Below are 25,252 nucleotides of genomic sequence, written 5' to 3' on the forward strand. Positions count from 1 at the left end.
ACCGATATCTAGCAAAAGGCGTCAATTCCGATCGCAGCCAAAGTCTTCAAAAGCCAGAGTCTTCAATAGCCATGCGTGCCGTTCTCGACATCGTCATCATCGTGCTCGACCTCTACGTCTGGCTGCTGATCGCGTCCGCGATCCTGTCCTGGCTGATCGCCTTCAACGTGGTGAACACCCGCAACCAGTTCGTGTCGGCGGTCGCTGAGTTCCTGTACCGGATCACCGAGCCGGTGTTGGCACCGATTCGCAATCTCCTGCCCAGTCTCGGCGGCCTCGACATCTCGCCGATCATCCTGATCCTGCTCATCATGTTCATCGAGCGGGTGATCCTGTACTACATCTATCCGAACGTGATCTGAGCGGGCCGGACACCTTGGTCGCCAAAGACGCCTCCAGGGAACCTTGCAAGGAACCTTGGCGCTATTCGGCCGCAGGAATCAGCATCGCGCTGCGTGTGACGCCGCGCGGTGGCCGCGACGACATCGACGGGATCGAGCAACTGGCCGATGGCCGCAGCGTGCTCAAGGTGCGGGTGCGCGCGATCGCCGATGGAGGCGAAGCCAACAAGGCCGTTTTGGTGCTGCTGGCAAAGTCGCTTGGCGTCCCCAAGGCCAGCGTGAGGCTCCTGTCCGGAGCCACCTCGCGGCTGAAGCAGATCGCAGTCGATGGCGATCCGGCGCGGCTCGGCGACGCCCTGCGCCAGCTCGTTGCGGCCAAATCGACAGACTGAGGAGCTGACATGACCGCCAAGATCATCGATGGAAAAGTGATTGCCGCGGAGCTCCGTGCCCGCGTGGCCGACGAGGTTTCCCGCGTCAAGCGCGAGCACAATCTGGTGCCGGGCCTTGCGGTGGTCCTGGTCGGCAACGACCCCGCCAGCGAGGTCTATGTCCGCTCCAAGCACACCCAGACCCAGGCCGCCGGCATGGCTTCGTTCGAGCACAAGCTGCCAGCCGACGTGTCGCAGGCAGACCTGCTGGCGCTGGTCGCAAAGCTTAACCGCGATCCGGCTGTGCATGGCATCCTGGTGCAGCTGCCGCTGCCGAAGGGGCTGAACACGGAAGCCGTCATCAACGCCATCGACCCCGCCAAGGACGTCGACGGGTTGCACCCGAACAATGCCGGCCGGCTCGCAGGCGGATTTCAGGCGCTATCGCCCTGCACGCCGCTCGGTTCGATCATCCTGACCAAGAGCGTGCACGCCTCGCTCGAAGGCATGAACGCCATCGTGATCGGCCGCTCCAACCTGGTCGGTCGTCCGCTGGTGCAATTGCTGTTGAACGAGAACGCCACGGTGACGATCGCGCATTCGCGCTCGCGCGACCTGCCCGGGCTCGTGAAGCGGGCCGATCTCGTCTACGCCGCGGTCGGAAAGCCTGAGATGGTGCGCGGCGATTGGCTGAAGCCGGGCGCGACCGTGATCGACATCGGGATCAACCGAATTCCGAAGGAGGACGGCAAGACGCGCCTCGTCGGCGATGTCGCTTATCAGGAAGCGCTCGGAGTGGCCGGCGCCATCACGCCGGTGCCCGGCGGCGTCGGCCAGATGACGGTCGCCTGCCTCTTGGTGAACACGCTACGCGCGGCCTGCGCGATCGCGGGGCTGCCGAAGCCGGCGGTGTAGGTTTTCTTCACCTCGCCCCGCTTGCGGGGAGAGGTCGGATTGCGCTCGGCGATGCGAAGCATCGTCCGAAGCAATCCGGGTGAGGGGGACTCTCCGCGGGTCAGCCGTCACCGTTCTCGTGGAGAGTCCCCCTCACCCCAACCCTCTCCCCGCAAGCGGGGCGAGGGAGCAGAGGCGTCAGCCCTTCTTCTTTTTCTTCTCGCGATCCATGCCTTCGAGGATCAGCTTGTGCGCTTCCTCCGGGCCGCCCCAGCGCAGGATCTTCACCCATTTGCCTTTCTCGAGATCCTTGTAGTGCTCGAAGAAGTGCTGGATCTGCTGCAGCGTGATGTCCGGCAGGTCGGAGTACGATTTCACCTTGTCGTAGCGCTGCGTCAGCTTTGACGACGGCACTGCCAGGATCTTCTCGTCGCCACCGGCCTCGTCCTCCATGAACAGCACGCCGACCGGGCGCACGCTCATGACGGCGCCGGGAATGATGGCGCGGGTGTTGACGATCAGGACGTCGCAGGGGTCGCCGTCATCCGACAAAGTGTGCGGGATGAAGCCGTAGTTTCCGGGGTAACGCATCGGCGTGTACAGGAAGCGGTCGACCACCAGCGTGCCGGCCTCCTTGTCCATCTCGTACTTGATCGGTTCGCCGCCCACGGGGACTTCAATGAGGACGTTGACTTCCTGGGGTACGTTCTTCCCGATCGAGATCGCATCGATACGCATTCAAGGCTCCGTTGTTGCCGAGGTAAAATCGCGCCCGGCAGCGATTTTGGCGCTGTCATACGCGGGCTTGGCCCGCCGATCCATCGCGTTTTTGTGAAATAATGAATCCCGAAGTCACCGGCTCAAAGGCAGCGGTATCGACGGAAGGTTAGGGCTGCCGATCCAGCTTTCAGCAGCTCAATTGGTCCAGGCGAAGGCAACCTTGTCGAGCGACTTCGGCCCGAAGCGCTCCGACGAGCGCGCCACCATGCGGCCGCCCAGCGCCCGGTAGAACTCCGTCGCCGGGTCGTTGTCCGAGAGCGCCCACACCACCATGCTCTTCAGCCCGCTCTGCATCAGGTCGCGGCGGGCGGCGGCGAACAGGCGCCGGCCGAAGCCGAGGCCCTGGAATTCCGGGCGCAGGTAAAGCTCGTAGATCTCGCCGTCGAAATGCAGGCTACGGGCGCGGTTGCGACCGTAATTGGCGTAGCCCGCGATCTTGTCGCCGAACACGAGCACGCTGACGCGGCTGCCCTTGCGGATCGCGCTGTCCCACCATTGCGGGCCGCGGCGGTTGATGAGCTTCTCCAGCTCGGCGCCGGGAATGATGCCCTGATAGGCGGAGCGCCAGGCTTCGTCATGAGTTGACGCCACCGCAGTTGCATCTGCAGCTTTGGCCGGCCGGACCTCGATCAGGGTTGTGCTCATGGAGGCAATCAAACCAAGTCGCCGCGCCGGCGGCAAGACCTATCGTTAATTATCGGTTAACGTGTGGACTTTGTGCATCAGTATCTTAACCATGTTGTACCGAAAAAAGACAAGACGCCAGCTCCGAGGGCACCGGCGTGCCATGTGTCAGTGCAAAACTCCTGTTGCGGCAACGAATGAACGGCAATGGTGACGCAGTAACCCCCGCCCAGAGTGATTCGCTCCTACGAGTGTCGCTGTCACTGTTCGTGTTCGCCTTCGGCCATTCATGCGGCTCTTCAAAACCATCGCACTCCTGCCTCTGCTGGCGCTGCTGACTGCGCCGCCTCTGTGCGCGCAGGTCTCGTTTGGCCCATCGGGCGAGGAGAGCGAACCGCTGCGCCGACAGGAGTGGCGCGTGCCGTCGCCGAATACCGACATCGCCGCGCATGCCCTGCTGTTTCGACCCGCCGGCGCGGGCCCGTTCCGACTCGCGGTGATCGCACACGCCTCGACGCAGAACGTCCTGCGTCGTGCGCAAATGCCGCAGCCGGAATACCGTCCGCTCGCCGCCCATCTCGTCGCGCGCGGTTTTGCCGTGCTGGTGCCGGAGCGGCTCGGCCATGGTGCGACCGGCGGCCGCTATGTCGAGGACCAGGGCGGATGTGACGAGGCGGACCATGCCCGTTCGGGCCGGGCGACGGCCGAGCAAATCTGGCTCGCGCTGGAGTTCTTGCGAATGCAGGATTTCATTCGCAAGGAAGCCGCGATCGTGATCGGCCATTCCGCCGGCGGCTGGGGCGCGCTGGCGCTCGCCGGTGCCGATCCGAAGACGATCTCCGCGATCACGGTGTTTGCCCCCGGGCGCGGCGGCCACGCCAATGACGAGCCGAACCGGATCTGCGCGCCACACACGCTGCTTGCCGCCGCAACGGAGTTCGGCAAGGCCGCGCGCATTCCCGTCACCTGGCTCGTCGCGGCCAATGACAGCTATTTCTCGCCGTCATTTTCGAAGAGTCTGGCTGATGCGTTTCGCGGCGCTGGCGGCAAGGTGGACCTGCGCATCCTGCCGGCCGCCGGCAGCGAGGGTCATTGGATGATCGAGAGTGAGGCCGGTGTCAAAGCCGCCGGCGGCGCGCTCGATCGCGTACTGAACCCGCCGAAGCCAGTGGCGACCAAGAAGCCATGACGCCGTATTTCCTGGTCAAGTTTCTGCATGTGCTCGGCGCCATCGTCATTCTCGGCACCGGAACGGGCATTGCGTTCTTCATGCTGATGGCGCATCGCACGAACGATGTGGCCTTCATCGCACGTACCGCATCGGTCGTGGTGATTGCGGATGCGATCTTCACGCTCTCCGCCGTGCTCCTGCAACCGGTCACGGGCGGCTTGCTGATGATGCTTTCGGCGACGCCGATCACCGAGCGCTGGCTGCTCGCCTCGCTCGCGCTCTTCTGCATCGCCGGCCTGTTCTGGATCCCCGTGGTGTTCATGCAGATCGAGATGCGCGATCTCGCGCGAAAGGCTGCCGAGCAACGCGTCGCCTTGCCGGAGCGTTACTTCGTCCTGTTTCGCCGCTGGTTCGCGTTCGGCTTCCCCGGCTTCGGCGCGACAATACTGATCCTGTGGCTAATGATCGCAAAACCGTTTTGAGAGACGCGATGGGTGAACGAATCATCTTGGTGCTCGGCGCCTCCGGCCTGATCGGCCGCTTCGTCACCGACGATCTCCGCGCGCGAGGCTTTCGCGTGGTCGGCGTGGCGCGCAGGCTGTCGCTGGCGCAGAGGATGAGTGCGCTGGATATCGAGCTGCCGATCCTCTCGCTCGATGCGGCAGCTCTGGCGCGGCTGCTGCGCGAGCATGCGGTGGATGTCGTCGTGAACTGCCTCGGCGTGCTCCAGGACGGCGCCGGCAGCGATACGGGCGCCGTGCACCGGGATTTCGTCACGCGATTGCTTGCGGCGATCGGTGGCAGCGGCCGTGCAATCCGGCTGGCGCACATCTCAATTCCCGGGGCCGCAGAAGCCGACCGCACCGCCTTTGCGACGACCAAGCGCGAGGCCGAGCGGCTGATCGAAGCCTCCGGCATTCCCCACGCGATCCTGCGGCCGGGTTTCGTGGTCGCGCCGTCAGCCTATGGCGGCAGCGCCATGCTCCGCGCGCTCGCCGCGTCTCCGCTCGATCTTCCGGCCAAGGAGATGGCGACGCCGTTCCAGCCCGTCGCGGTGGGGGATATTGCGGCGACCATTGCCTGGCTCGCCGCGCGCGACGTTGACGACGCTGCCGTGCAGGCGGTGAGCTGGGATCTGATGCAGGTCGAGCCGATCACCATGGCCGGGGTCATCAAGCCGTTTCGCCATGCGTTCGGCACGGCTGGCTGGCCGCGCATCGCGATGCCGTCGTTCATGCTGGACCTCGGCGCGAAGATCGGCGATCTCGCCAGCCATCTCGGCTGGATGCCGCCGATGCGCTCGACAGCCATCGCCGAGTTGCGCCGCGGCGTGCAAGGTGATCCCTCTGCCTGGATCGCCGCCACAGGCATCACACCGGAGACGACGGGCGAGACGATCGGCCGGCGTCCCGCCACCATCCAGGACAAATGGTTCGCGCGCCTGTTCCTGGTTAAGGCCCTGATCTTCGCGAGCCTGGTCGCGTTCTGGCTCGTCTCCGGCTTCATCGCGCTGTTCGTGTCGTATCGCGCTGCCGCCGGCATTTTGACCGCGCACAACTTTCCGCCCGCGCTGGTCGACCCCATCACGACAGGCACCAGCCTGATGGACATGAGCATCGGCGTGCTGATCGCTTTCCGGCGCACGGCGGCGATCGGGCTCGTTGCGGGAATTCTCGCGTCGCTTGGTTATATGGTGGGTGCGGCGATCCTGACGCCGGACCTCTGGATCGAGCCGCTCGGTGCGCTGGTGAAGACGGGACCGGCGATCGTGCTGATGCTGGTCGCGCTGCTGATGCTGGATAATCGCTGATGAGCAAGTGGCCCGACGACGACGTGATCCTGTTCGACGGCGTCTGCATCTTCTGCTCGCGTTGGGTCCGCTTCGTGGCCAAGCGCGACACGGCGAAGCGGTTTCGGTTCACGCCGATCCAGTCGGATTATGGCGCGAAGCTCGCGCGCACGTTCGGCATCGACCCCGATGATCCCGATACGAACGCCGCCGTCCATGGCGGCGAAGTGTTCATGAAGTCGGACGCCGCGCTGACCGTGCTGTCGCTGCTTCCCGGCTGGGGCTGGGTGCGCGCGTTGTTCGTCGTGCCGAAACCGTTGCGTGATCCCCTCTACAGCCTCATCGCCCGCAACCGCTATCGCATCTTTGGGAAGTATGACGCCTGCTTCGTGCCCGATGCGGATTTGCGAAGCCGGGTGATCGAGTTCTAGTCAAATATCTGCTTCATCAGTTGGAGGAGAATATGCCTGCATCGTTGCTGATGGTTTCGGTCGATTGGTACGGTCCATTCGATACTCTGGCGAGCGCACGAGATCGTGGAGAAAAATCGGGCGTCGGCGAGTTCCTCTATCTCGGGTACGAGACGGGAGCCGGCGAGAAATCTTACGTTGGGCTTTCGTCGAACGTCACGGGGCGACTGACCGGCGCGCATCACGTCTTGGGCACGTGGCAACCTGGCTCATTTGAATTGTGGATCGGAATTATCTCGTCTCAATCGGAGCCGGGACGCAAGCCAATCGATAGTCCGGTCTATCACTCTGGTGCGTTGCATTTCGCAGAGCACATGACCGCATATTTTGTCCGGACTTCAGAGAATGTGAGGAAACGGAGAAATCCGCCTGAGCGGAGTGGTGTCGTCCTGAATCGCTGGTTTCGAAATGCAGAGCCATGGGAGCGGCATCGTCATCGTGCACATCAACACTGGCCGGATCTGATCGAGTTTGAAGTAGACGAGCGGTTTGCGCGCAACGTTTGGTTCGGCGGCAGGACCGACCGCTTCCGAGACGAAGAGATCGACAATCTTCGGAGGGAGACCAATTAGCCGGAGATCGATCAGGCCATTCGGCGGGTTGGTGTGCGAAGCACTTCCCTCGCCGCCCGCTCGCCACTGTCCCTTGCCCCATGCGCGGTCGTGAAGAACTCCGGTGACGTCGCTTCGCCCGCGAAGAACAGCCGTCCATCCACCGGCGCGGCGAGCACGGCGCGGTCGCCGGCGTGGCCGGGGAGCGCATGTGAATACGATCCGCGGGCGAAGGGATCCTGCGCCCAGCGCGATTCATACAGCGGCTTCAGCTTCCTGCGGATGTCGTTGCCGAGGAATCCCGCGATCTCGTTGATCGCTTGCGCGGCGATGGCGCCTTCGCCGGCATCTTCCAGCGCGCGGGCGAAGCTGCCGCCGAAAAAGCCTTCGATGCAGGGCTGGCCGAATGGGCGGATGTGGTAGGTGCCCATCTCGGTGCGCATGGTGGCGCCGCGCAGATTGCCTTCCCTTGGAAAAGCTTCGGCACCCTCGAGCGCGAGCGTCACCTTGTCGTCGACGCCGAGCGGCAGGCCCGCTGCGGCATCGACCTTGGGCGGCAGCGGCGGCGAAAAGCGGATCGTCTCATCGGCGATCAGATTGGTCGGGACCGTGACGACCACCTTGTCGGCGGTCAGCGTGCCCCGTGATGTCTCGATGCGGATGCGTTTGTCCGAATGATCGATCAGCGTGACCTTGCAGTCCAGTGCCACCGGGCAGGGCGCGCCATAGGCCGCGATCAACGCGCCATAGCCGCGGCGGACCCGCCAGTTGAGGTTCGTGTCCTCATAGGCGTCCCAGTCCAGCGTGGACATGTCCTTCAGTTCGCAGCCGTTGATGTAGGTCGAGATCGCGTCGATCATCGGATTCCAGCGATTGCCCGCCTCGAGGCTCCGGCTCGCGGGCTCGTCCGTGCCCCTTTGCGCGGCCCGCCAGAGGCGCTCGTAGAACGCGTCCATCGCGCGCATGAAATCGTCGCGCAGCTCCCGCGGAAACGCGTTGCCATAGGCGCGCTCGCGCCAGGGCGGCAGGTCCGTGTTGAGCTCGAAACCCAGCTGCCTTGCGATTGCGACGAAGGAATTCTTGTCGGCGGAGTGAAGCCAGCCGCAGCCGACGTCGAAGGTCACCTCGGGCGAGGCCTGCACCGTCCAGGCCCGGCCGCCGAGCCTGCTACGCGCCTCCAGCACGATCACCGCAAGACCGGAGCCCGCCAGCGCATGCGCCGCGCCAAGGCCGGCGGCCCCGGCGCCGATGATCGCGACGTCGACGGAGGAGGGGAGGGAGGTCATGGCCGGGCTCTAGCACGTTCGTGATACGCGCTGAAGCCGGACAGATATGCAGCTCTCGCGTCCCGGACGCGCTGCAGCGCTTGCGCTGCTGCGCAGAGCCGGGACCCAAGGTGATGAGCGGGCGATGAGGGTGTCTGGGCCCCGGCTCAGCAGCGCATCACTGCGTGCTGCGCTGCGTCCGGGGCACGAGAGAGCGGCAGCCTTATGCCACCGCTTCCTTGGCCTTTTCCGCGCGCTTGCGCTCGTTCGGGTCGAGGTGCTTCTTGCGCAGGCGGATCGACTTCGGGGTCACCTCGACGAGCTCGTCGTCCTCGATATAGGCGAGCGCCTTTTCCAGGGTCATGCGGATCGGCGGGGTCAGCCGCACGGCTTCGTCCTTCGAGGTCGTGCGGATGTTGGTGAGCTGCTTGCCCTTGAGCACGTTGATCTCGAGATCGTTGTCGCGGGTGTGCTCGCCGACGATCATGCCCTTGTAGACCTTCCAACCCGGCTCGATCATCATCGGGCCGCGGTCTTCCAGCTTGAACATGGCGTAGGCCACCGCTTCGCCCTGGTCGTTGGAGATCAGGACGCCGTTGCGGCGGCCCTGGATCTCGCCCTTGTACGGGGCGTAGCCGTGGAACAGGCGGTTCATGATCGCCGTGCCGCGGGTGTCGGTGAGCAGCTCGCCCTGGTAGCCGATCAGGCCGCGGGTCGGCGCGTAGAACACCAGGCGCAGGCGGTTGCCGCCGGACGGCTTCATCTCGACCAGCTCGGACTTGCGCTCGCTCATCTTCTGCACGACGACGCCGGAGTGCTCCTCGTCGACGTCGATCACGACTTCCTCGATCGGCTCCAAGGTGGCGCCGGTGGCTTCGTCCTTCTGGAACACGACGCGCGGACGCGACACCGAAAGCTCGAAACCTTCGCGGCGCATGGTCTCGATCAGGATCGCGAGCTGCAATTCGCCGCGGCCCGAGACTTCCATCGCGTCCTTGTCGGCGGCTTCGACCACGCGCAGCGCAACGTTGCCTTCGGCTTCGCGCAAGAGACGGTCGCGGATCATGCGGCTCGTCACCTTGTCGCCTTCGGTGCCGGCGAGCGGAGAGTTGTTGACGATGAAGGACATCGACACGGTCGGCGGATCGATCGGTTGGGCCGGCAGCGGCACCTCAACGGTCGGATCGCAGAAGGTGTCGGCGACGGTGCCCTTGGTCAGGCCCGCGATGGCGACGATGTCGCCGGCTTCGGCTTCATCGAGCGGGGTGCGCTCGAGACCGCGGAACGCCAGGATCTTGGTGATGCGCCCGGTCTCGACCAGCTTGCCGTCGGCGTTCAGCACCTTGACCTGCTGGTTCGGCTTGAGCACGCCGGAGGAGATGCGGCCGGTGATGATGCGGCCGAGATAGGGGTTGGCTTCGAGAATGGTGCCGATCATCCTGAACGGACCTTCCTCGACCTTGGGCGGTGCGACGTGGCGCAGGATCAGGTCGAACAGCGGCTCCATGCCCTTGTCCTTCGGACCCTCCGGGCTGTCGGCCATCCAGCCCTGCTTGGCCGACCCGTAGAGGATCGGGAAGTCGAGCTGCTCTTCGCTGGCGTCGAGCGCCGCGAACAGGTCGAACACCTCGTTGATGACTTCGGTCGGGCGCGCGTCGGGACGGTCGACCTTGTTGATGACGACGATCGGCTTGAGGCCGACCTTGAGCGCCTTGGAGACCACGAACTTGGTCTGCGGCAGCGGGCCTTCGGCGGCGTCGACCAGCACCAGCGCGCCGTCCACCATGTTCAGGATGCGCTCGACCTCGCCGCCGAAATCGGCGTGGCCGGGGGTGTCGACGATGTTGATGCGGGTGTCCTTCCACTGCACCGAGGCGGCCTTCGCCAGAATGGTGATGCCGCGCTCGCGCTCCAGGTCGTTGGAGTCCATGGCGCGATCGGTCACCTTCTGGTTCTCGCGGAACGTGCCGGACTGCTGGAGGAGTTTGTCGACCAGGGTCGTTTTGCCGTGGTCGACGTGGGCGATGATGGCGACGTTACGAAGGTTCATGAGTGAGCTTCTTTGCGGTCGAACAATGGGTTAAGCGCGATCTCGCCGGTCGGACCGGGACCTCTTCTCGAAACAACGCTGGAAGACTGGAAACGGGGCGCTTTCCGCCCAAAAAGGGAAGCCCGGCCATATCGACCGGGCACCCTGTGCGTTGCGGCGCAATATATGCAAAAACGGCCAAAAAACAATGTGTTCTTTGGGCCTTGGTTGACTGAATTTTGTCCGGGAATCTCCGGGGCTTAGCGATCGTTTCGGATGGGCGGGGCCTTTCGCCCCTTGATGGCCGCCCAGATCAGGGCGACGCCCCCAATGCCGACCACCAGCCCCAGGAAGACCAGCGGCGCGATGTCGGAGTCGATCTTGCCCTGGTCGGCCACCGAAATCCCGCCGAACAGCAGGGCACAGAGGCCTGGAAGCAACATGATGATCCCTGAGATCACCATGAGCGCGGTCAGGCAGCCGCTGCGCTGTTGCGGGTTCTGCGGAGGCACTGCTGGTGGAGGGGTGCTGGAATCGCTCATGGTTTCTTTCTCGCGGCCCTGATCAGCATCACGCCGGCAAATGCCACCAGCAATGTGAGGGCGAGGATAGGGATGAAACGGTTGTCGAGGTGGGGCGACGAGTCGGCGACAAAAATCAAGGCGCAGATGCCGGGCAGCAGCAGGATCACCCCGAACATCACCATGAGCGCAGTGACGCATCCACTTCGCGACGGTGGAGGTGAAGGCGTCTCGCTCAACGAGGCATCTCCTCGCGCTGCTTGGCTTCCCGATAAGTTTCTCCGGCCAGCTCCGCGCGGATGCCGTCGATCTTTCCGTCGCGGTAGAACAGATTGTAGGTGTCGAACGGAATGATCGACCCCTGCTCGGTCACGAAATGGATGCAGCTGCGCTTGACGTTGCCCACGCAGAAATTGAAGCGGTCGAGAAACTGCACGATGGTGACGCGGAAGACGTTTTCGTAAGACAGCCCGTCCGGCACCTGAAAGCTCGGCAGGCAGCACAAGAGCTCGCAGACGCGCTCGGACGTGTTGAGCGGGCCCGACGACAGCGAGAACAGATCGACGAATTTCTCCCGCAGCACCGGGTATTTCTCCGGGCTGATGGTGTTGGGCATCACCGCGACCAGCTGCTCCTGTGGGATCAGCGAGGTCAGCGGCAGCACCTTCTCACCGTTGCGCAGGCCGTAGCCGATCGAGATGCTCTCGGGGTTGCAGGGCAGCGGGATCATGTCCTTGTCGCCGAACACGCCGGTCTCGATCACGCGCTTGCGGATCTCCGACAGCGTGATGCGATCGGTCTTCCCATCGAAATTATCGTTGCGGCCGGCGTCCTGCACCGGCTGCAGCGTGACGCCGCGCACGCATGTCCAGGTCAGCGCGTGGCGGACGATGTCGCCGATCTCGGCATCGTTGACGCCGCGCTTGATGGTCGCGACCAGCGTGGTCGAGACGCCGTAATGTTCGAGATTTTCCAGCGCCTGCTGGCGGATCTTGCGTAGATCGGCGCCGCGCAGGTCGATCAGCGCATCGCGCTGCATTGAATCGAACTGGAGATAGACCTCCAGCCCGCGCCTGTTCTCGGCGAGCCGCGCCACGAAATCCTTTTCGCGCGCGATGCGCAGGCCGTTGGTGTTGATCATGACGTGGCGGATCGGGCGGGCGCGCACCGCCTCCAGGATCGCGAAGAAATCCGGATGCAGCGTCGGCTCGCCGCCGGAGATTTGCACGAGATCGGGCTCGCCTTCGCTGGCCACCAGCGCGTCCAGCATCTTCTCGACGGTCGCGAGCGGGGTGAATTTCGTTCGCGCGGGCGAGGATTCGGCGAAGCAGACCGGACAGGTGAGATTGCAGTGCTCGGTGATCTCGATCAGCGCCAGGCAGGAATGCTGCTCGTGGTCGGAACAGAGCCCGCAATCATAGGGGCAGCCGAACTCGGTGCGCTGCTGGAATTGCAGCGGCCGGTCGCCGGGCTTGATGAAGTCCTTGCACAGCCGCCAATAGGCGGCATCCGTCGAAACCAGCGTCGATTGGACGCCGTGCTCCCGGCAGCGCTTTTCGTACCAGACCTCGTTGTCCAGAATCTGGATCTTGGTCGGCACCAGCTTCAGGCAGGTCTCGCAGAGAGATTGGGTCTGGCCCCAGAAAATATAGGGACGCGACTTACGCAACGGCGCGTTCATGCAGGTAACTCATTTTGCAAGCGTCTCGCTTTGGGCGCCGTCGCCAGCATGACGCCGGCATAGAGCAGGATGGACAGCGACAGCAGGTGAAACAGGGAGAGGGGGCCGATCAGCGTGCCGTAGGGCTTGAGGAATTCCCACAGGAAGCGTTGCGCTCCGTAAAAGGCGAGAGCCAGGTAGAAACCATTGGTGATCACAAAGGCGTTTCGGTTCAAGACAGCCAGCACATAGGCAAGCGCGAACAGGGCCATGGCCGCGCTTTCGTAGAGCTGCACGGGATGGCGAAGAACGCCGTCGCCGAAATCATGCCCGAAGGGCAGCGCCGTCGGCGTGCCATAGGTGAAGTCGTCGAGGCCCGCGAAATAGCAGCCGAGCCGCCCGATCGCGATGCCGACGGCCAGCGGCAGCGCAAACCGTGCGCCGGTGCGTAAGGCGATGCCGGCCGTCCGTTTGTAGAGCTCGATCGCCACGATGCCGCCGGCCAGCGCGCCCTCCACCGAGCGCGCGATGCCGCTCTGACCCGACAGCCACAGATTGGCGGAGCCGAACAGATAGGCGCCAAGGCCGGCGCCGAACACCAGCGCGGCGAGATAGGGCAGCTCGAAGGATTGCGCCGGAAACTGCAGGCGCTGTCGCGACAACCACCAGACGGCCGCGGCCGCCGCCAGCCACGCCGCGATGTCGAAGATGGTGTGAAGGAAGACCCCGCTCATGCCGGGAGACTATAGCACGGTCGCGTTCAAACGCCCGCGCTGCGCATGATTGCGCCCTCTCCCCTTGTGGGAGAGGGCATCGCCGCTTTGGCCACAAGCTCGTTGGGGTGAGGGGTCTCTCGCACCGAGGCGAGCTCGCTGAGAGAACCCCTCATCCGGCGCTTCGCGCCACCTTCTCCCACAGGGGGAGAAGGAAGAAGCGAGACTCGCTAACCGGCCTCCCGCTCCTCGCTCGGGTAGACGCCGCGCAACACCTCCTCGAAATGCATCTTCACCGCGTCGTTGCACAGGCAGGCGCGCAGCTTCAGGCCGTCGCGGTTGAGAACCAGGATCGATCCGCGCCGCGTGTCGAGGATCCGCTCGGCCTTGAACGACTGCAGCACGCGGCTGGCGTAGCTGCGGCCAACGCCGAGCAGCGTCGCAAGCTGCTCGTGGGTCAGCGGCACGCTGCTCTCGTCGCCGGTCCGCTCCATTGCCGCCAGGATCCATTTGGCGGTCCGCTGCTCGATCGAATGGATCGCGTTGCAGGCGGTCGACTGGAAGATCTGCGCCAGCAGGCAGTCGGCGTAGCGGGCGAAGATGTTGCGCAGCGAGGCCGAGCGCAGCTTGGCCGCTTCCAGCTTGGCGACGTGGATACGCGCGAACGGCCCGCCGAATTTCACGCAGATCCGGGTGTAGGCGGGCAGGAAGCCTTCGCTGACGATGCCTCCTACCGCGCCCTCGCGGCCGACCAGGATGGTTTCGACGTCGCGGCCGTCCTCGTTGGGAACGAGAAAGGTCGCGAGCGCCGGCCCGCAGGGAAAGTGCACGACCTGGACGTCGTCGCCGGGATTGTAGAGCAATTGCCCGGCGGCGGCGTCCTCGATGGCGACGTGCGGTGCGAGCAACGCATAATCCGCGTGGCTCAGGCGCCGCAACAGATTGTTGGCCGGCCGGCTTTCGACCTCGGTTGTCTTGCCAATACGCGCGTCCATCCTGAGCTCCCCGTCCTCCTTCCGACCTTAGCGAGTTCCGTCCATCCTTTGTGTGCACAAGTGGACAGACTGGAGAACGGCGATGTGGTGGGTTTCGTTCCGGGAACCCTCCGATGCGCTGGGCGCAGGCATCGTGTCGCGGCAGTCCTGATCCCGCAAAAACCCCACATTGAAGATCTGATCATGACATCCGCACCTCCCGATGGCTCCGGCCGGCCGGCCAACGTCTTGATCGTCGAGGACGACCCGATCATCGCGATCGATTTCGAGGACCGGCTGCTCGGTTTCGGGGTGACCAGCGTGCGCACCGTCGGGTCGGTAACCCAGGCGCTGGACGCCATCGCGCTAAAAGCGCCCGACTTCGCCCTGCTCGACGTCGAGCTGATCCGCGAGACCAGCTTTGCGGTGGCCGAGCGGTTGGTCTCGCTGAAGATTCCGTTCGTCTTCGTCACCGGCTACGGCGCCGAAGCGCGCATCCCGGCCGAATTTGCCGGCCAGCCGCGTTTGCAGAAGCCCTGTTCGAGCGACGCACTTGAGGCGTCGTTGCGTACGCGCAATCCCTGACGTCTCAATTGCCGGAGCGGATGCAGAGTGCGGCGAGGTCGTTTTCGACGCCGCGGAAATACGTATGCGGAAGCGGTGGCGGTGACGTGATCCTGCCGGTCGCGGCTCGCTGGGCGAAGGCAGCTTGCTCCGACAATTCCAGGAAGCGCTTCAGCGCGGACGATTTGGACTTCGCGACAAATCGTTCCAGCGCGTCCTCGGTCGCTCCGATCGGATTGCGATCGAGCAATTCCTTGTTGCCGGTCGCGACGGGGGAGACCGCGCCGAGCTTGATCCCGCTGATCAAGACGTAGCGGTCGAAATGCTCGAAGACCAGATCGAGGACCTTGGCCTGTCGCATCGGCTGCTCGATTGCGAGAAATCGTTTGACGTCTGCATTGCGTTCGAGGCGTTCCCGCTCGGTGGCGCCGGGAAACGGATTGGCGGCGTTTTGCTGATCGATGAGGGCGCCCGTGCTCTCGAACATGTGCGTGCCCCATGAGAGGATGATGTCGTGGCCGCGAGGCTCGAGCTGATCGGCCGCAAGCCCCTTCTCCGCCAGGCATGAGGGATCGGCGCTGGTGCGTAACGCCTTGCCGAGCTCGATGGTCAGCGCCTTGCCATAAGGCGATGCGAAAGCCTCGCGCACCAGCGCGGCCCTGTCCTGGCTCCGCGCCGATGTCGGGGACGCCGCGCTCAGCAGGAGTGCGATGACGAGGGTTCGGCGGCTGAACAGCACGGATCAACTCGAAAATGGCTTGGGCGGCATCAGTCCCGTGAAAATGCGCGGGCCTGCAATGGTCGTCCGGGCCGGCCGGATGGTTCATCGCCATCCGGCTCCAAGTTGGACTTAGGCGCGCTTCGGATCGAGCGTGGTCGACCACAGCGCGACGTCGGCGCGGTCGCGCAAGGTCACGATCATCTGGCCCGAGGCGCCGTCGATCTTGACGTGACCGAAGAACTGCATGCCGGCGGACGGCGGCAGATTCTGGTTATCCTTGCCCGGCGCCTTGACGAAGCGCACCTCGGGTCCAAAGGTGTTGTCGAGCGCGGCTGGACCGAACGTACCCGCATGCAGCGGACCCGCGACGAATTCCCAGAACGGCTCGAAGTCCTGGAATTGCGCCTTGTTCGGATCGTAATAATGCGCGGCGGCGTAGTGCACGTCCGCCGTCAGCCACACCGTGTTGCTGATCGGCGCCGTCCTGATGAAGCGCAGGATGTCGGCGATCTCGAACTCGCGGCCGCGCACCGGGCCGTCGCCTTGCGCGAAGGCCTCCGAGCCGGCCGCGTCTGACACGATGAGACTAAGTGGCATGTCGGAGGCGATCACCTTCCAGGTCGCGCGCGAATTGAGCAGGCCGCGCTTGAGCCAGGCGATCTGGTCCGGTCCGAGGAAGTGGCTGGCGGGGCCGTACGCGGTTTCGAGATTGGGACCGTTCGGGCCGCGATAGCTGCGCTCGTCGAGCATGAACACGTCGAGATGCGGGCCGTAGGAGATCTGGCGATAGATCCGGCCAGGCTCGTTGATGCTCTCGCGCAGCGGATACATCTCGTGGAAGGCGCGCGCGCCGCGCGCGGCGAGCAGCGCGATGTTGCGTTCCTTGTAGGCTGCCGGCAATTCCTTCGACAGCGACCAATTGTTGGTCACCTCGTGGTCGTCCCACTGCACGAAGATCGGCACCTCGGCATTGAAGGCGCGGAGATTGTCGTCGGTGAGATTGTATTTGTGCGCGGCGCGGTACTCGTCCAGCGTCTCGGCGACCTTGGCCTTCTCGGGGATGGTGACGTTCCTCCAGAACTTGCCGTCGGCGAGCTTCACCTCGGATGCAATCGGGACGTCCGCGTAGATGGTGTCGCCCGAATGCAGGAAGAAATCCGGCTTGTGCTTGCGCATGGTGGAGAAGGTGACCATGCCGCCGTCGTCCGGGTTGATGCCCCAGCCCTGGCCTGCGACGTCGCCGCCCCAGACGAAGCTGACGTCGCGGCGGTCGGCCGGCGCGGTGCGGAAACGGCCGACGACCGGCTCGCCCTCGATGGCGCTGTGCGAGAGGTCGCGGAAGCGGATCCGGTAGAAGATGTCCTGGCTGGCAGGCAGGTGCTCCAGCAGCATCTTTGCGGTGAAGTCGCTCTCGGGGAGCGCCGTGATCGGCGGCAGCGCACGGGCATCCCTGAACGTATCGGTCGTCGCCACCTCGACCAGCATCTGCGCGGGCCGGTCGGTCCGCGCCCACACCACGCCGCCATCGATCGTGACGTCACCCGACTGGACGCCATGCGTGACCGCCGGCCGATCGGCTGCGCGCGACAGATAGGGCATCGCGATGGTGCCGAGCGCGCCGGCACCGGTGGCGAGGAAGCGGCGGCGGGAGAATGTGATGTTCATGTAGATCTACTCCGACCCCGAGCTTGCAAGAAGGCCGGCATTCCGGGGCGCGCCGTCAGGCGCGAACCCGCAATCCAATTCTCCTCGCGAATGCGGCGCGATGGATTCCGGGTTCGACGCTTCGCATCGCCCCGGATGACGGAGGGAGCTATAGTGAGCCAATGTGACGCAGCAATTACGCGCGCCTGCGCCTACGCGTTGCCCGCGGCCCTGAACTGGGCCGTTGCGCGTTGCAGGTTTTGCGGCAGGCTGAACAGGACCGCCTTGCGGTCGGCGACGGCGGCGTGGAACTGATCCAGTGCGATGTTGAAGGCCGTGAGCGAGCCCTCCTCGATCGCGCCGTGATCGAAGCAGCGCAGCGTATCGCGCAGGATCTCGTCGGCCTCGGCCTGCATCTGGTCGAGCTCTTCGGTCGTCTCGCTCTTGCGCGCGGCGGCGATCATGTCGAGCAGCCGCTCGCGCAGATGGCTGTTATTGTCGCGCTCGTCCTTCTTCAGATAGCCGGCGAACCAGGCGCCGATCGAGCCCATGGCGGAGAGCGCCATCAGGCCCCACCAGATGTAATCGCTGTATTTGTCGAGGAAGGTCTTTTCCTCGCCGTCGACGAAGGCGGCGGCGCCGGGGTGCACCGGGATCACCGCATCCTTGTCGGTGTCGGGCGTCTCGATCTTCGCCGCGAGCGGGAATTCCGTCACCAATTGCTGGCGCACGGCGAACAGCTGGCGCGTGAACGCCGCGATGGTGGTTTCGGACACGCCCTTGCGCGCCACGATGTGGTGCGAGAAGCTGATGGTCTTGACCTCGTCCTCGGGACGGGCGGGCGAGCCGCCATAGGTGCCGGCGGGGATCTCGGACGCTTCGTAGATCGGATGGTTCTGCGCGATTGCATCCGCCGAATCGATCGCGATGAAGCTGGGCGCGCCGAAATCCTTGATGGAGGCGGCGATCGCATCCGCCGTGATCTTGCTGTTGACGGGGCCCGCCGCGAGATAGACGTCGGCCTTCTGGCCCTTGATCGCCTCGGCAACTTCGTTGGCCGGGAATTGCACGATCTCGACCTTGGCGGGATCGACGCCGTATTGCTGCAGGATGACCTTGAGCAGATTGACGTTGGCCTGGGTCCGGCCGACCACGCCGACGCGATGGCCGACGAGCTGCGAGATTTTGGTGATCTTCGAGCCCCGCTTCTTGCCCTTGCCCGGGACCGACCACAGCACCACGACGTTCTTGCGCAGGGTGGCGACCGCTTGCGCGTTCTTGGGCACGTCGAGGTCGCCGCGCACGATGGCGAGATCGACCTTGCCTTCGGCCAGCGCATTTGCGCTGGCTGTGGCGCCGTCAGTCTGGATCGGCCGCAGCCGTACCTGGCCCTTGCTCTGCGTGAAGGCCTGCGTCAGCGCCTGCACGACCTTGACGTCATCGCTGTTGGCGGGACCCACCGCGATCTTCAGCGTCACCGGCCGCATCGCGAAGTAATAGCCGCCGGCGAGCGCGCCGACGACCGCAAGCACGAATGCAAGTGACACCAGCGCCGTCTTCCGCGCCGCGGATCGCGGCGAAGGCGGAGGGGGCGCTTCGGCCAGGTCCAATCCCCCGGTCATCGATCTCCCAAACAGGCGCTTGAGGCTCAGTTTCATCTTGGCCGGCGATTTACGCCTGCAATTGTAGCAAATTTCTTTGTCCGCCGGGGTTACATCTCCGTCATGGTTAGCGGATGACGGAAATCCCGTATGAACCCGGGCCATATGCACGGTGTTAGGGTAAAGTTCCCCTGAAGGACGGAGAGGACCATGGCAGAACGGCTTTCGGCGGAGGGGCGCAGGCAGGCGCTCGGCGGACTGGCGGGTTGGAGCGAGGTTCAGGGCCGGGATGCCATCGGGAAAACCTTTATCTTCAAGGATTTCAACGAGGCGTTTGGCTTCATGAGCCGCGTCGCGCTGGTCGCCGAAAAGATGGATCACCACCCCGAATGGCGCAACGTCTACAAGACGGTGGAGGTGGTGCTGTCGACCCACGACGCCGGCGGCGTCACGGCGCTCGACGTGGCGCTGGCCAAGACGATGAACGCGATCGCAGGCTGAGACCGGCGGACGTCTTGCAGGGACCGGCCACATCCCCATCTTGTGATCAGCCGGGATGCGGCGATGCGCCGCCTCGGGGCTGAACGGGGAGTTTGTCGAACATGGCTGCCGAACACAGCGTCGGTTTCGAGCCGGCCGATCGGCTCGCGGAAGATCGCGAGAGCGTGCGCCGCCGCTTCTGGCGCAAGCTGAAGCGCGTCGCCGGCCATCTGCCATTCGCCGAGGACCTGCTCGCCGCTTATTACTGCGCGTTCGACCGGCAGACGCCGCGCCATGTCCAGGCCGCGCTGTTAGGGGCGATCGCCTATTTCATCCTGCCGTTCGACTTCGTCGCCGACGTGATGCCGGTGCTCGGCTTTGCCGACGACGCCGCGGTGCTCGCCACCGCCATCCGCATGGTCGCCGGCCACATCACGAACGAGCATCGCGAAGCCGCCCGCGCCGCGCTGAAGCGCGGGGTGGACGAGGGCAACTCCGAAGCGGAAGCAGCGTAGCGGCTGCCGCCGCGCATTCCGCTGTCATTCCCCGCCTTGTGCGCAATTGCGCACTGGAGCGGGGAATCCAGTACGCCCCAGCCTCTCGATTTAATCACCGGCGTCACGGAGTACCGGGTCGCCCGGTCAAGCCGGGCGATGACGCCGCGTGTATGGCGACGAAACGCGCCCGCTACTTCTTCCCCGCCTCCGCCCGCGCCTTTTCCGCGTCCCAGGCCTGGAATTGCCTGAACAGCGTCTCCTTGTCGGTGTCGGACACCTTCGCCGCTGCAGGGTTCTGCTTCAGGAAGGCTTCGAAGCGCTGGCGCGTCACCGGCTCCACGCCGTGCTTGTCGAGCCATTGCTGCGCCACCGGCAGCCTGTTCCAGCCGGACAGGGGCGCCGCAAGCGAGACCTCCTTCCATTTGGGATGGAAAGGCGGGTTCTGGAGGGTCGGGAATTTCGTGAAGAACGCGTCCACGAACAGCGCGAGCTTGCGATAGCGCTCGGTGTTCGGCGCCCAATTATAGGCCGCGAGCACTGCAGGCACCGCGATCGTGTCGACGCCCTCGCCTTCCTTGATCAGGTTCGGATAGTCCTTCGCTGTCAGCGTCGCCGGCAGATAATCGCTCTGCAGCGGCTTGGAATAGTCCACCCTGGCGAGATGGAAGCGGCCGTCATTGCCGAAGGTCGAGACCGATTTGTACGGCTTGCCGCCGACCACGATGACCGCGTCGATCTCGCCGGCCTTCAGCTTCTCCATCGCGATGCGCTGCTCGACATAGACGAATTTCGCCTTGATCCCGAGCCGCTCGAACACGGTGAGGGCGGTGACGAAGGTGCCGCCGTTCGGCAGATCGACGCTCACGGTCTTGCCTTCGAGGTCCTTCAGCGTCGCCACCGATTTCGGCGCGATCACCTGCATCTCCTCGTTGTACAGCTTGGTCACATAGGTGAATTGCCGCTTGATGTCCTTGGCAAAGCCCTTGCGCTCGAGATAGTCGAGCGTATCGGCGCGCACGATGCCGAGATCGACGCCTTGCAGAAACAGGATATCGGCGACGCTCTGCACCGAGCCGCGGCCGACGATCGGCAGCACGCGGATCTTGTTGCCGTCGTCGAGCACGGAGGCGAGGTCGGCGCCGAACTGCACATAGGTGCCGCCGATCGTGCCGGTGATCAGCGTGACGGTGTTGGCGTTCAGCGCCTGCTTGGTCGAGGTCGAGCCGAACTGGAAGATCGCCTTCAGGCCGTCCGAGACTTTTGCCGGATCGTATTCCGTCTGCTCGGCGCGTGCAGTGGAGGCACAGATGGTCATGATGGCGGCAAGCGCCATTCCTAGAGCGTTACGCATGATGTCCCCTGACGAGTTCTAGTTCGAGAGCTGGCCGAGGCGCCGTTGCGCCTCCGCCGATCCGAGGCTTGCGGCGCGCTGGTACCAGTCACGAGCAACCGCCGTGTCGGCAATGACGCTGCGCGCGTCGCTGGTGCCGAGCACTGCGGGATCGTAGGTCTGCGCCAGCAGAAGCGCGGCCGTCGCGTCTTTCGCATTGGCCGCCCGCTCGAGCAGCAGGCGCGCCGCGGCGATGTCGCCGACACTCATCAGGTTTCTGGCGCGCGTCATCAGCCCTGCCAGTGTGTCGGCGTCGAGGGTCCTGACGGGTTCGGGCGGCACGGGCGCTGCTGCGGCGGGCGCTTGCGCTTGAGGTTGGGATTGGGCTTGCAGCGCCACCTGATAGGCGGTCGCGATCGCTTCGCGGCTTGGCACGGACGGCACCGGATGCTCCTGCTTGTCGGCGCTCGCCAGCCTCGTGTTGGTCACGCGGGCCGGATCCTTGAGCGGGACCTGCCGTGCCGCTGGCGCGTGGCTCGGAGCCATGGCCTGGCCGGAAGGCGCGCCCGACCGGCCGCCGGCGACGAGATTGCGCAGATCGGATTGAAACAGCGCAGCGAGAATCGCGGCGCCGGAGATCGCCAGCCCCGTCGCGAGCAGGCGCGGGACGATCCTGGGTCTGGCACGCAATTCGTGCGGCGCATATTCCCTTGGATCCGGTGCTCCCAGCGGATCGGACAGGAACAGAGGCATTGGATCGTCCGAAAGCTCGGCCCGTGCGGCGCGCGCACGGATGTAGGACGTGGTGGACTGATGTGATGCTGATCGATCGGAGTCGAACGCCCTCGACTCCCCGGACGGACGGTATGCCGTCGTCTCCATGGTGATGCTCCCCATTACCGACTACGCAGGGGCATTCCCGGCTTCAGTCTTTTTATTGTTGTCCAGAAGCGCCCCGCAAACTGGAACCGGTAAATCGCCGTCCGATTCAGCCCAAAAAGCGACGGCGGTTTGCGCGAATCTGGAGATATTTGGGTTTGATTGGGGCGACGACGCGGAATGCACCGCAATTTCGGCGGCGACGGTTGAGGAGGATTTACCGCATGGGTGAAGGCAGCGACGCTGACTTCGCGCTGGGCGTCATTCCCCCCCTTGTGCGCAATTGCGCATTGGGGCGGGGAATCCGGTATGCCGCGGCGTCTCGGCTAAATCACTGCTTTTTCTGGAATACTGGATCGCCCGGCCGAGCCGGGCGACGACAGTTGAGTATGCTGAAACGGCGTTGCGATGACATCGCAATCACGGATGCAGGATGACCTTGCCCATGGCCTGGCGTCCTGCCAGCACCTTCAGCGCGTCAGCGGTCTGGGCCAGCGGGAAGGTGCGATCGACATGCGATGAAATCTTTCCTTCCGCAGTCCACTTCACCAGCTTTTCGAGATTGGCGCGGTTCTTCTCCGGGTTCTGGCGCGTCCAAGCGCCCCAGAACACGCCGCGGATGTCACAGCCCTTCAAGAGTGCAAGGTTCAATGGCATCTTCGGAATGTCGCCGGCGGCAAAGCCGATGACGAGGAAGCGGCCCTCCCAGGCGATCGAGCGCAGCGCTTGCTCGGCATAGGCTCCACCAACGGGATCGAAGATGATGTCGACGCCCTTGCCGCCGGTAAGCTTGCGCAGGCCTTCCTTCAGATCCTCCTTGGCGTAGTTCAGCGTCAGCTCGGCGCCGTGCGCTTTGGCGAATTCGAGCTTCTCGTCCGACGAGGCGCAGGCGATCACCTTCAATCCCATCAGCTTGCCGAGCTCGCAGGCGGCAAGGCCGGTGCCGCCGGCCGCGCCCAGCACCGCAAGCGTCTCGCCCGGCTTCGGGCTGGCGCGATCCTCCAGCGCATGCAGCGCGGTGCCGTAGATGATGATGATGCCGGCAGCGCGATCGTAATCGAGATTATCGGGAATCTTCACGATCGATGCCGCCGGCAGCGCGATCTTCTCTCGCGCACCGTTGTGGCCGCAGGACGCGACGACGCGATCGCCGACCTTCAGATCGGTGACGCCGGGGCCGATGCTCTCGATCACGCCCGCAACTTCCGCAGCCGGCGAGAACGGGAACGGCGGCTTGATCTGGTACTTGCCCTGGATCATCAGGATGTCGAAGAAATTCAGCGCTGCCGCCTTGATCGCGATCACCGCCTCGCCGGGACCCGCCACCGGATCTGGCACCTCGGCCAGCACGAGATCGTCGGGCTGGCAATATTGCGAGCAGAGTATGGCTTTCATGACGGCACCTGAAGCGTTTCGAGTGGAATTATGGTTGGCCCGGTTTTGCCGGATTTAGAGCGGCCCGACAATCGGGATTCTTTTGTCAGCGACCTTGCCGCAGCCTATCCTCGCGTCGTTGCGAGCCAACGGGTCTGCGCGAAGCGCGGCCCGCTGACAAGCTTCCGCGAGGCAATCCCGACTATTTCCGCAGGACGGATTCTGGGTAGCTTCGCTGCGCTCGCAATGACAGACGAGAAGGATTCAAACGATGTTTGAAACAGGCCTGCTCAAGGACAAGCGCATCCTCGTCACCGGCGGCGGCTCGGGCCTTGGTGCTGCGATGGGACGCCGCTTCCTCGCGCTCGGCGCCGAGCTCGTGATCTGTGGCCGCAGGCTCGACCGGCTGGATGCAACAGCGAGCGAGATGCGCGAGAAAATCGGCGGCAAAGTCACGACCATTGCCTGTGATATTCGCGACGGCGCGGCCGTCGACAGCATGATGGACACGATCTGGGGCGAGGCACCGCTCGACATCCTCGTCAACAACGCGGCCGCGACTTTCATCGCGCAGAGCGAGCATCTTTCCTTCCGCGCCGCCGATGCGATCCTGGCGCCGACGCTGCACGGCGCGATGTATTGCACGCTCGCTGCCGGCAGGCGCTGGATCGAGGACGAGCATGGCGGCGTCGTGCTCTCGATTCTCTCGACCTCGACCATCACCGGCCGCGCCTTCACCGTGCCGTCGGCGATGGGGAAATCGGCGCTGCTGGCGATGACCAAAAGTCTCGCGGTGGAATGGGGACCGAAAGGCATCCGCACCGTCGCCATTGCGCCGGGGCCGTTCCCGACTGCGGGTGCGTCGGGGCAGCTCCGTCCCGAAGGCCGTGACGAGAGCTGGACCGCGCGCAATCCGCTGGGCCGGACCGGAGAGCATGGCGAGCTTGCCGATCTCGCCAGCTTCCTGGTTTCGGACCGTGCGGCATACATCAATGGCGAGATGGTCGTGATCGACGGCGGCGCACATTTGCGCAGTTCCGGCGCTGAGGATTTGTTCGGCTGGACCGAGACGCAATGGGCCGACCAGCGCGCCGCGCGATCCAAGGCTTAAGCCGGCGCTGATACCGCTAACTGCCTTCCCAAATTGGACTTTCCCGGCTATCCCTGCCACGGGGACAAAGCGCGGCCGGGCCATCTTCCAGTCACAATATTGAGGGAACCACTCCAGCATGTGGCGGGTGCTGATTTTAGCTTTGATGACTGGCGTTGTGGCCGGGGGAGTCGCTGTTTCTGCGCAGGCGCAGACAGCACAACCGGCGCCGAAGTCGGCGCCAAAGCCGGCGGCCAATACGACTGCAAAATCGGCTGCAAAGCCGGAGAGCAAACCGGTGGCCCCACCCGCGGCGGTTGCGGGCGGTGCGGAGCCGACCCTGATCGGCCAGTTCGGCACCTGGGGCGCCTATTCGGCGACGCCCAACGGCAAGAAAGTCTGCTTCGCGCTGGCCAAGCCTTCGTCGTCGAAGACCAACCCGCCGAACCGGCCGCGCGATCCGGCCTATGCCTTCGTCTCGACCCGGCCGGCCGAGAAAGTGAACAACGAAGTCTCGGTGATGATCGGCTATGCGCTGAAGCCGGGCTCGGAATCCTCGGTCGAGGTCGGCGGCGCTGCCTTTGCGATGTACACGCAGGGTGACGGCCTCTGGATCAAGAACGCGGCCGAGGAAGAACGGATGGTCGAAGCCATGCGCAAATCCGCCGATCTCGTGGTCAAGGGCGTCTCGGCCAAGGGCACGGAGACGACCGATACCTTCTCGCTGAAGGGGCTGGCCCAGGCGCTCGACAAGATCGCACAGGATTGCCGGCGTTAAGGCTGCGGTCGATTAGGTCGCAATCGGCGGTTCCGGTTGCTATATAAGCCCGGTTCCAAGTTTTTCCGTCATTCCGGGATGGTCCGAAGGACCAGACCCGGAATCTCGAGGTTCCTGGTTCGATGCTGCGCATCGCCCCGG

28 protein-coding genes are annotated in these 25,252 nt (G+C 64.5%); 13 read left to right on the top strand and 15 right to left on the bottom strand.

Annotated elements, in window-relative coordinates:
- Positions 1-71 precede the first annotated feature (71 nt).
- The 3 genes from UNPF46_RS17155 to folD are packed head-to-tail and all read left to right on the top strand — an operon-like array spanning position 72 to position 1,627.
- A complete protein-coding gene (locus UNPF46_RS17155) occupies positions 72-362 on the top strand; it encodes a YggT family protein (RefSeq protein ID WP_097660567.1) in 291 nt (96 codons plus the stop codon).
- 14 nt (positions 363-376) lie between these two features.
- On the top strand, positions 377-733 hold the full coding sequence (locus UNPF46_RS17160) for a DUF167 domain-containing protein (protein WP_100175342.1): 357 nt from the start codon (positions 377-379) through the stop codon (positions 731-733).
- 9 nt (positions 734-742) lie between these two features.
- A complete protein-coding gene (gene folD, locus UNPF46_RS17165; RefSeq protein ID WP_100175343.1) occupies positions 743-1,627 on the top strand; it encodes a bifunctional methylenetetrahydrofolate dehydrogenase/methenyltetrahydrofolate cyclohydrolase FolD in 885 nt (294 codons plus the stop codon).
- A gap of 177 nt (positions 1,628-1,804) precedes the next feature.
- On the opposite strand, the gene ppa is transcribed toward folD, so the two are convergent.
- A complete protein-coding gene (gene ppa / locus UNPF46_RS17170) occupies positions 1,805-2,344 on the bottom strand; it encodes an inorganic diphosphatase (protein ID WP_100175344.1) in 540 nt (179 codons plus the stop codon).
- 177 nt (positions 2,345-2,521) lie between these two features.
- Positions 2,522-3,031, bottom strand: coding sequence for a GNAT family N-acetyltransferase (locus UNPF46_RS17175; protein WP_008136728.1), 510 nt, complete (start codon positions 3,029-3,031; stop codon positions 2,522-2,524).
- A 268-nt stretch (positions 3,032-3,299) separates the two neighbouring features.
- Here UNPF46_RS17175 and UNPF46_RS17180 point away from each other — a divergent pair, with 268 nt between their 5' ends.
- From UNPF46_RS17180 to UNPF46_RS17200, 5 genes are read left to right on the top strand one after another with little or no spacing between them, the layout of a single operon-like run.
- The gene (locus UNPF46_RS17180) at positions 3,300-4,199 is read left to right on the top strand and encodes a dienelactone hydrolase family protein (protein WP_142250778.1); all 900 of its coding nucleotides are present in this window, start codon (positions 3,300-3,302) and stop codon (positions 4,197-4,199) included.
- The gene (locus UNPF46_RS17185) at positions 4,196-4,663 is read left to right on the top strand and encodes a DUF2269 family protein (protein ID WP_142250779.1); all 468 of its coding nucleotides are present in this window, start codon (positions 4,196-4,198) and stop codon (positions 4,661-4,663) included. The genes UNPF46_RS17180 and UNPF46_RS17185 overlap by 4 nt, the downstream gene beginning before the upstream one ends.
- Positions 4,664-4,671: 8 nt before the next feature.
- Positions 4,672-5,991, top strand: a complete 1,320-nt coding sequence (locus tag UNPF46_RS17190) for an SDR family oxidoreductase (protein WP_142250780.1) — start codon at positions 4,672-4,674, stop codon at positions 5,989-5,991.
- Positions 5,991-6,401 carry a thiol-disulfide oxidoreductase DCC family protein gene (locus UNPF46_RS17195; RefSeq protein WP_142250781.1) on the top strand — a complete coding sequence of 137 codons (411 nt, stop codon included), beginning with the start codon at positions 5,991-5,993 and terminating at the stop codon, positions 6,399-6,401. The genes UNPF46_RS17190 and UNPF46_RS17195 overlap by 1 nt, the downstream gene beginning before the upstream one ends.
- A 32-nt stretch (positions 6,402-6,433) precedes the next feature.
- A complete protein-coding gene (locus UNPF46_RS17200) occupies positions 6,434-7,012 on the top strand; it encodes a hypothetical protein (protein ID WP_142250782.1) in 579 nt (192 codons plus the stop codon).
- An 11-nt stretch (positions 7,013-7,023) separates the two neighbouring features.
- On the opposite strand, the gene UNPF46_RS17205 is transcribed toward UNPF46_RS17200, so the two are convergent.
- The 7 genes from UNPF46_RS17205 to UNPF46_RS17235 all read right to left on the bottom strand — a co-directional run bounded on the left by UNPF46_RS17205 (position 7,024) and on the right by UNPF46_RS17235 (position 14,174).
- Positions 7,024-8,277, bottom strand: coding sequence for a flavin monoamine oxidase family protein (locus UNPF46_RS17205; RefSeq protein WP_142250783.1), 1,254 nt, complete (start codon positions 8,275-8,277; stop codon positions 7,024-7,026).
- 202 nt (positions 8,278-8,479) lie between these two features.
- Complete coding sequence (gene typA / locus UNPF46_RS17210) at positions 8,480-10,306, bottom strand: translational GTPase TypA (RefSeq protein ID WP_142250784.1); 1,827 nt, start codon at positions 10,304-10,306, stop codon at positions 8,480-8,482.
- Positions 10,307-10,545: 239 nt separating this feature from the next.
- Positions 10,546-10,827 carry a hypothetical protein gene (locus UNPF46_RS17215; RefSeq protein ID WP_142250785.1) on the bottom strand — a complete coding sequence of 94 codons (282 nt, stop codon included), beginning with the start codon at positions 10,825-10,827 and terminating at the stop codon, positions 10,546-10,548.
- Positions 10,824-11,045 (bottom strand): hypothetical protein, encoded by a 222-nt coding sequence (locus tag UNPF46_RS17220; RefSeq protein WP_142250786.1) that lies wholly within the window; start codon positions 11,043-11,045, stop codon positions 10,824-10,826. The genes UNPF46_RS17215 and UNPF46_RS17220 overlap by 4 nt, the downstream gene beginning before the upstream one ends.
- A complete protein-coding gene (locus UNPF46_RS17225) occupies positions 11,042-12,487 on the bottom strand; it encodes a radical SAM protein (protein WP_142250787.1) in 1,446 nt (481 codons plus the stop codon). The genes UNPF46_RS17220 and UNPF46_RS17225 overlap by 4 nt, the downstream gene beginning before the upstream one ends.
- The gene (locus tag UNPF46_RS17230) at positions 12,484-13,200 is read right to left on the bottom strand and encodes a prolipoprotein diacylglyceryl transferase family protein (protein ID WP_142250788.1); all 717 of its coding nucleotides are present in this window, start codon (positions 13,198-13,200) and stop codon (positions 12,484-12,486) included. Before UNPF46_RS17230 ends, UNPF46_RS17225 begins: the two co-directional genes overlap by 4 nt.
- 209 nt (positions 13,201-13,409) lie before the next feature.
- The gene (locus UNPF46_RS17235) at positions 13,410-14,174 is read right to left on the bottom strand and encodes a Crp/Fnr family transcriptional regulator (protein ID WP_100175356.1); all 765 of its coding nucleotides are present in this window, start codon (positions 14,172-14,174) and stop codon (positions 13,410-13,412) included.
- A gap of 183 nt (positions 14,175-14,357) precedes the next feature.
- Between UNPF46_RS17235 and UNPF46_RS17240 the strand changes: the two genes are divergently transcribed.
- On the top strand, positions 14,358-14,738 hold the full coding sequence (locus UNPF46_RS17240) for a response regulator (RefSeq protein WP_100175357.1): 381 nt from the start codon (positions 14,358-14,360) through the stop codon (positions 14,736-14,738).
- 4 nt (positions 14,739-14,742) lie between these two features.
- Here the strand turns inward: UNPF46_RS17240 and UNPF46_RS17245 are convergent, their stop codons facing one another.
- The 3 genes from UNPF46_RS17245 to UNPF46_RS17255 form a co-directional block, all read right to left on the bottom strand.
- On the bottom strand, positions 14,743-15,456 hold the full coding sequence (locus tag UNPF46_RS17245) for a hypothetical protein (protein WP_142250789.1): 714 nt from the start codon (positions 15,454-15,456) through the stop codon (positions 14,743-14,745).
- 111 nt (positions 15,457-15,567) lie between these two features.
- Positions 15,568-17,103 (bottom strand): alkaline phosphatase D family protein, encoded by a 1,536-nt coding sequence (locus tag UNPF46_RS17250; RefSeq protein WP_142250790.1) that lies wholly within the window; start codon positions 17,101-17,103, stop codon positions 15,568-15,570.
- A gap of 191 nt (positions 17,104-17,294) precedes the next feature.
- A complete protein-coding gene (locus UNPF46_RS17255; RefSeq protein ID WP_142250791.1) occupies positions 17,295-18,740 on the bottom strand; it encodes a TAXI family TRAP transporter solute-binding subunit in 1,446 nt (481 codons plus the stop codon).
- A 153-nt stretch (positions 18,741-18,893) separates the two neighbouring features.
- Here UNPF46_RS17255 and UNPF46_RS17260 point away from each other — a divergent pair, with 153 nt between their 5' ends.
- Both UNPF46_RS17260 and UNPF46_RS17265 read left to right on the top strand, forming a co-directional pair.
- Positions 18,894-19,184, top strand: a complete 291-nt coding sequence (locus tag UNPF46_RS17260) for a 4a-hydroxytetrahydrobiopterin dehydratase (protein WP_142250792.1) — start codon at positions 18,894-18,896, stop codon at positions 19,182-19,184.
- Between the two features lie 101 nt (positions 19,185-19,285).
- Positions 19,286-19,678: a YkvA family protein gene (locus UNPF46_RS17265; RefSeq protein ID WP_142250793.1), complete on the top strand. Its 393-nt coding sequence runs from the start codon at positions 19,286-19,288 to the stop codon at positions 19,676-19,678.
- A 172-nt stretch (positions 19,679-19,850) separates the two neighbouring features.
- Here UNPF46_RS17265 and UNPF46_RS17270 read toward each other — a convergent pair whose 3' ends face one another.
- The 3 genes from UNPF46_RS17270 to UNPF46_RS17280 all read right to left on the bottom strand — a co-directional run bounded on the left by UNPF46_RS17270 (position 19,851) and on the right by UNPF46_RS17280 (position 23,264).
- A complete protein-coding gene (locus tag UNPF46_RS17270) occupies positions 19,851-21,011 on the bottom strand; it encodes a TAXI family TRAP transporter solute-binding subunit (protein ID WP_142250794.1) in 1,161 nt (386 codons plus the stop codon).
- Between the two features lie 18 nt (positions 21,012-21,029).
- The gene (locus tag UNPF46_RS17275; protein WP_142250795.1) at positions 21,030-21,872 is read right to left on the bottom strand and encodes a hypothetical protein; all 843 of its coding nucleotides are present in this window, start codon (positions 21,870-21,872) and stop codon (positions 21,030-21,032) included.
- Between the two features lie 417 nt (positions 21,873-22,289).
- On the bottom strand, positions 22,290-23,264 hold the full coding sequence (locus UNPF46_RS17280; RefSeq protein WP_100175364.1) for an NADPH:quinone oxidoreductase family protein: 975 nt from the start codon (positions 23,262-23,264) through the stop codon (positions 22,290-22,292).
- 250 nt (positions 23,265-23,514) lie between these two features.
- On the opposite strand from UNPF46_RS17280, the gene UNPF46_RS17285 reads away from it, so the two are divergent.
- Together UNPF46_RS17285 and UNPF46_RS17290 are read left to right on the top strand one after the other, a co-directional pair.
- Entirely contained in the window at positions 23,515-24,354 is an 840-nt protein-coding gene (locus UNPF46_RS17285) for an SDR family oxidoreductase (RefSeq protein WP_142250796.1), read from the top strand.
- A 118-nt stretch (positions 24,355-24,472) separates the two neighbouring features.
- On the top strand, positions 24,473-25,111 hold the full coding sequence (locus UNPF46_RS17290) for an invasion associated locus B family protein (RefSeq protein WP_142250797.1): 639 nt from the start codon (positions 24,473-24,475) through the stop codon (positions 25,109-25,111).
- Positions 25,112-25,252: the final 141 nt, after the last annotated feature.

Source organism: Bradyrhizobium sp. UNPF46 (genome assembly GCF_006658625.1).
GTDB classification, from domain to species: domain Bacteria; phylum Pseudomonadota; class Alphaproteobacteria; order Rhizobiales; family Xanthobacteraceae; genus Bradyrhizobium; species Bradyrhizobium nitroreducens.

Excerpts from the sequence above, each read along its gene's own strand:
- UNPF46_RS17155 (WP_097660567.1), top strand. The coding sequence starts at position 72 with ATGCGTGCCGTTCTCGACATCGTCATCATCGTGCTCGACCTCTACGTC.
- folD (WP_100175343.1), top strand. The coding sequence starts at position 743 with ATGACCGCCAAGATCATCGATGGAAAAGTGATTGCCGCGGAGCTCCGT.
- ppa (WP_100175344.1), bottom strand. The coding sequence starts at position 2,344 with ATGCGTATCGATGCGATCTCGATCGGGAAGAACGTACCCCAGGAAGTC.
- UNPF46_RS17175 (WP_008136728.1), bottom strand. The coding sequence starts at position 3,031 with ATGAGCACAACCCTGATCGAGGTCCGGCCGGCCAAAGCTGCAGATGCA.
- UNPF46_RS17180 (WP_142250778.1), top strand. The coding sequence starts at position 3,300 with ATGCGGCTCTTCAAAACCATCGCACTCCTGCCTCTGCTGGCGCTGCTG.
- UNPF46_RS17185 (WP_142250779.1), top strand. The coding sequence starts at position 4,196 with ATGACGCCGTATTTCCTGGTCAAGTTTCTGCATGTGCTCGGCGCCATC.
- UNPF46_RS17190 (WP_142250780.1), top strand. The coding sequence starts at position 4,672 with ATGGGTGAACGAATCATCTTGGTGCTCGGCGCCTCCGGCCTGATCGGC.
- UNPF46_RS17195 (WP_142250781.1), top strand. The coding sequence starts at position 5,991 with ATGAGCAAGTGGCCCGACGACGACGTGATCCTGTTCGACGGCGTCTGC.
- UNPF46_RS17200 (WP_142250782.1), top strand. The coding sequence starts at position 6,434 with ATGCCTGCATCGTTGCTGATGGTTTCGGTCGATTGGTACGGTCCATTC.
- UNPF46_RS17205 (WP_142250783.1), bottom strand. The coding sequence starts at position 8,277 with ATGACCTCCCTCCCCTCCTCCGTCGACGTCGCGATCATCGGCGCCGGG.
- typA (WP_142250784.1), bottom strand. The coding sequence starts at position 10,306 with ATGAACCTTCGTAACGTCGCCATCATCGCCCACGTCGACCACGGCAAA.
- UNPF46_RS17215 (WP_142250785.1), bottom strand. The coding sequence starts at position 10,827 with ATGAGCGATTCCAGCACCCCTCCACCAGCAGTGCCTCCGCAGAACCCG.
- UNPF46_RS17225 (WP_142250787.1), bottom strand. The coding sequence starts at position 12,487 with ATGAACGCGCCGTTGCGTAAGTCGCGTCCCTATATTTTCTGGGGCCAG.
- UNPF46_RS17230 (WP_142250788.1), bottom strand. The coding sequence starts at position 13,200 with ATGAGCGGGGTCTTCCTTCACACCATCTTCGACATCGCGGCGTGGCTG.
- UNPF46_RS17235 (WP_100175356.1), bottom strand. The coding sequence starts at position 14,174 with ATGGACGCGCGTATTGGCAAGACAACCGAGGTCGAAAGCCGGCCGGCC.
- UNPF46_RS17240 (WP_100175357.1), top strand. The coding sequence starts at position 14,358 with ATGACATCCGCACCTCCCGATGGCTCCGGCCGGCCGGCCAACGTCTTG.
- UNPF46_RS17250 (WP_142250790.1), bottom strand. The coding sequence starts at position 17,103 with ATGAACATCACATTCTCCCGCCGCCGCTTCCTCGCCACCGGTGCCGGC.
- UNPF46_RS17255 (WP_142250791.1), bottom strand. The coding sequence starts at position 18,740 with ATGAAACTGAGCCTCAAGCGCCTGTTTGGGAGATCGATGACCGGGGGA.
- UNPF46_RS17260 (WP_142250792.1), top strand. The coding sequence starts at position 18,894 with ATGGCAGAACGGCTTTCGGCGGAGGGGCGCAGGCAGGCGCTCGGCGGA.
- UNPF46_RS17265 (WP_142250793.1), top strand. The coding sequence starts at position 19,286 with ATGGCTGCCGAACACAGCGTCGGTTTCGAGCCGGCCGATCGGCTCGCG.
- UNPF46_RS17270 (WP_142250794.1), bottom strand. The coding sequence starts at position 21,011 with ATGCGTAACGCTCTAGGAATGGCGCTTGCCGCCATCATGACCATCTGT.
- UNPF46_RS17275 (WP_142250795.1), bottom strand. The coding sequence starts at position 21,872 with ATGGAGACGACGGCATACCGTCCGTCCGGGGAGTCGAGGGCGTTCGAC.
- UNPF46_RS17280 (WP_100175364.1), bottom strand. The coding sequence starts at position 23,264 with ATGAAAGCCATACTCTGCTCGCAATATTGCCAGCCCGACGATCTCGTG.
- UNPF46_RS17285 (WP_142250796.1), top strand. The coding sequence starts at position 23,515 with ATGTTTGAAACAGGCCTGCTCAAGGACAAGCGCATCCTCGTCACCGGC.
- UNPF46_RS17290 (WP_142250797.1), top strand. The coding sequence starts at position 24,473 with ATGTGGCGGGTGCTGATTTTAGCTTTGATGACTGGCGTTGTGGCCGGG.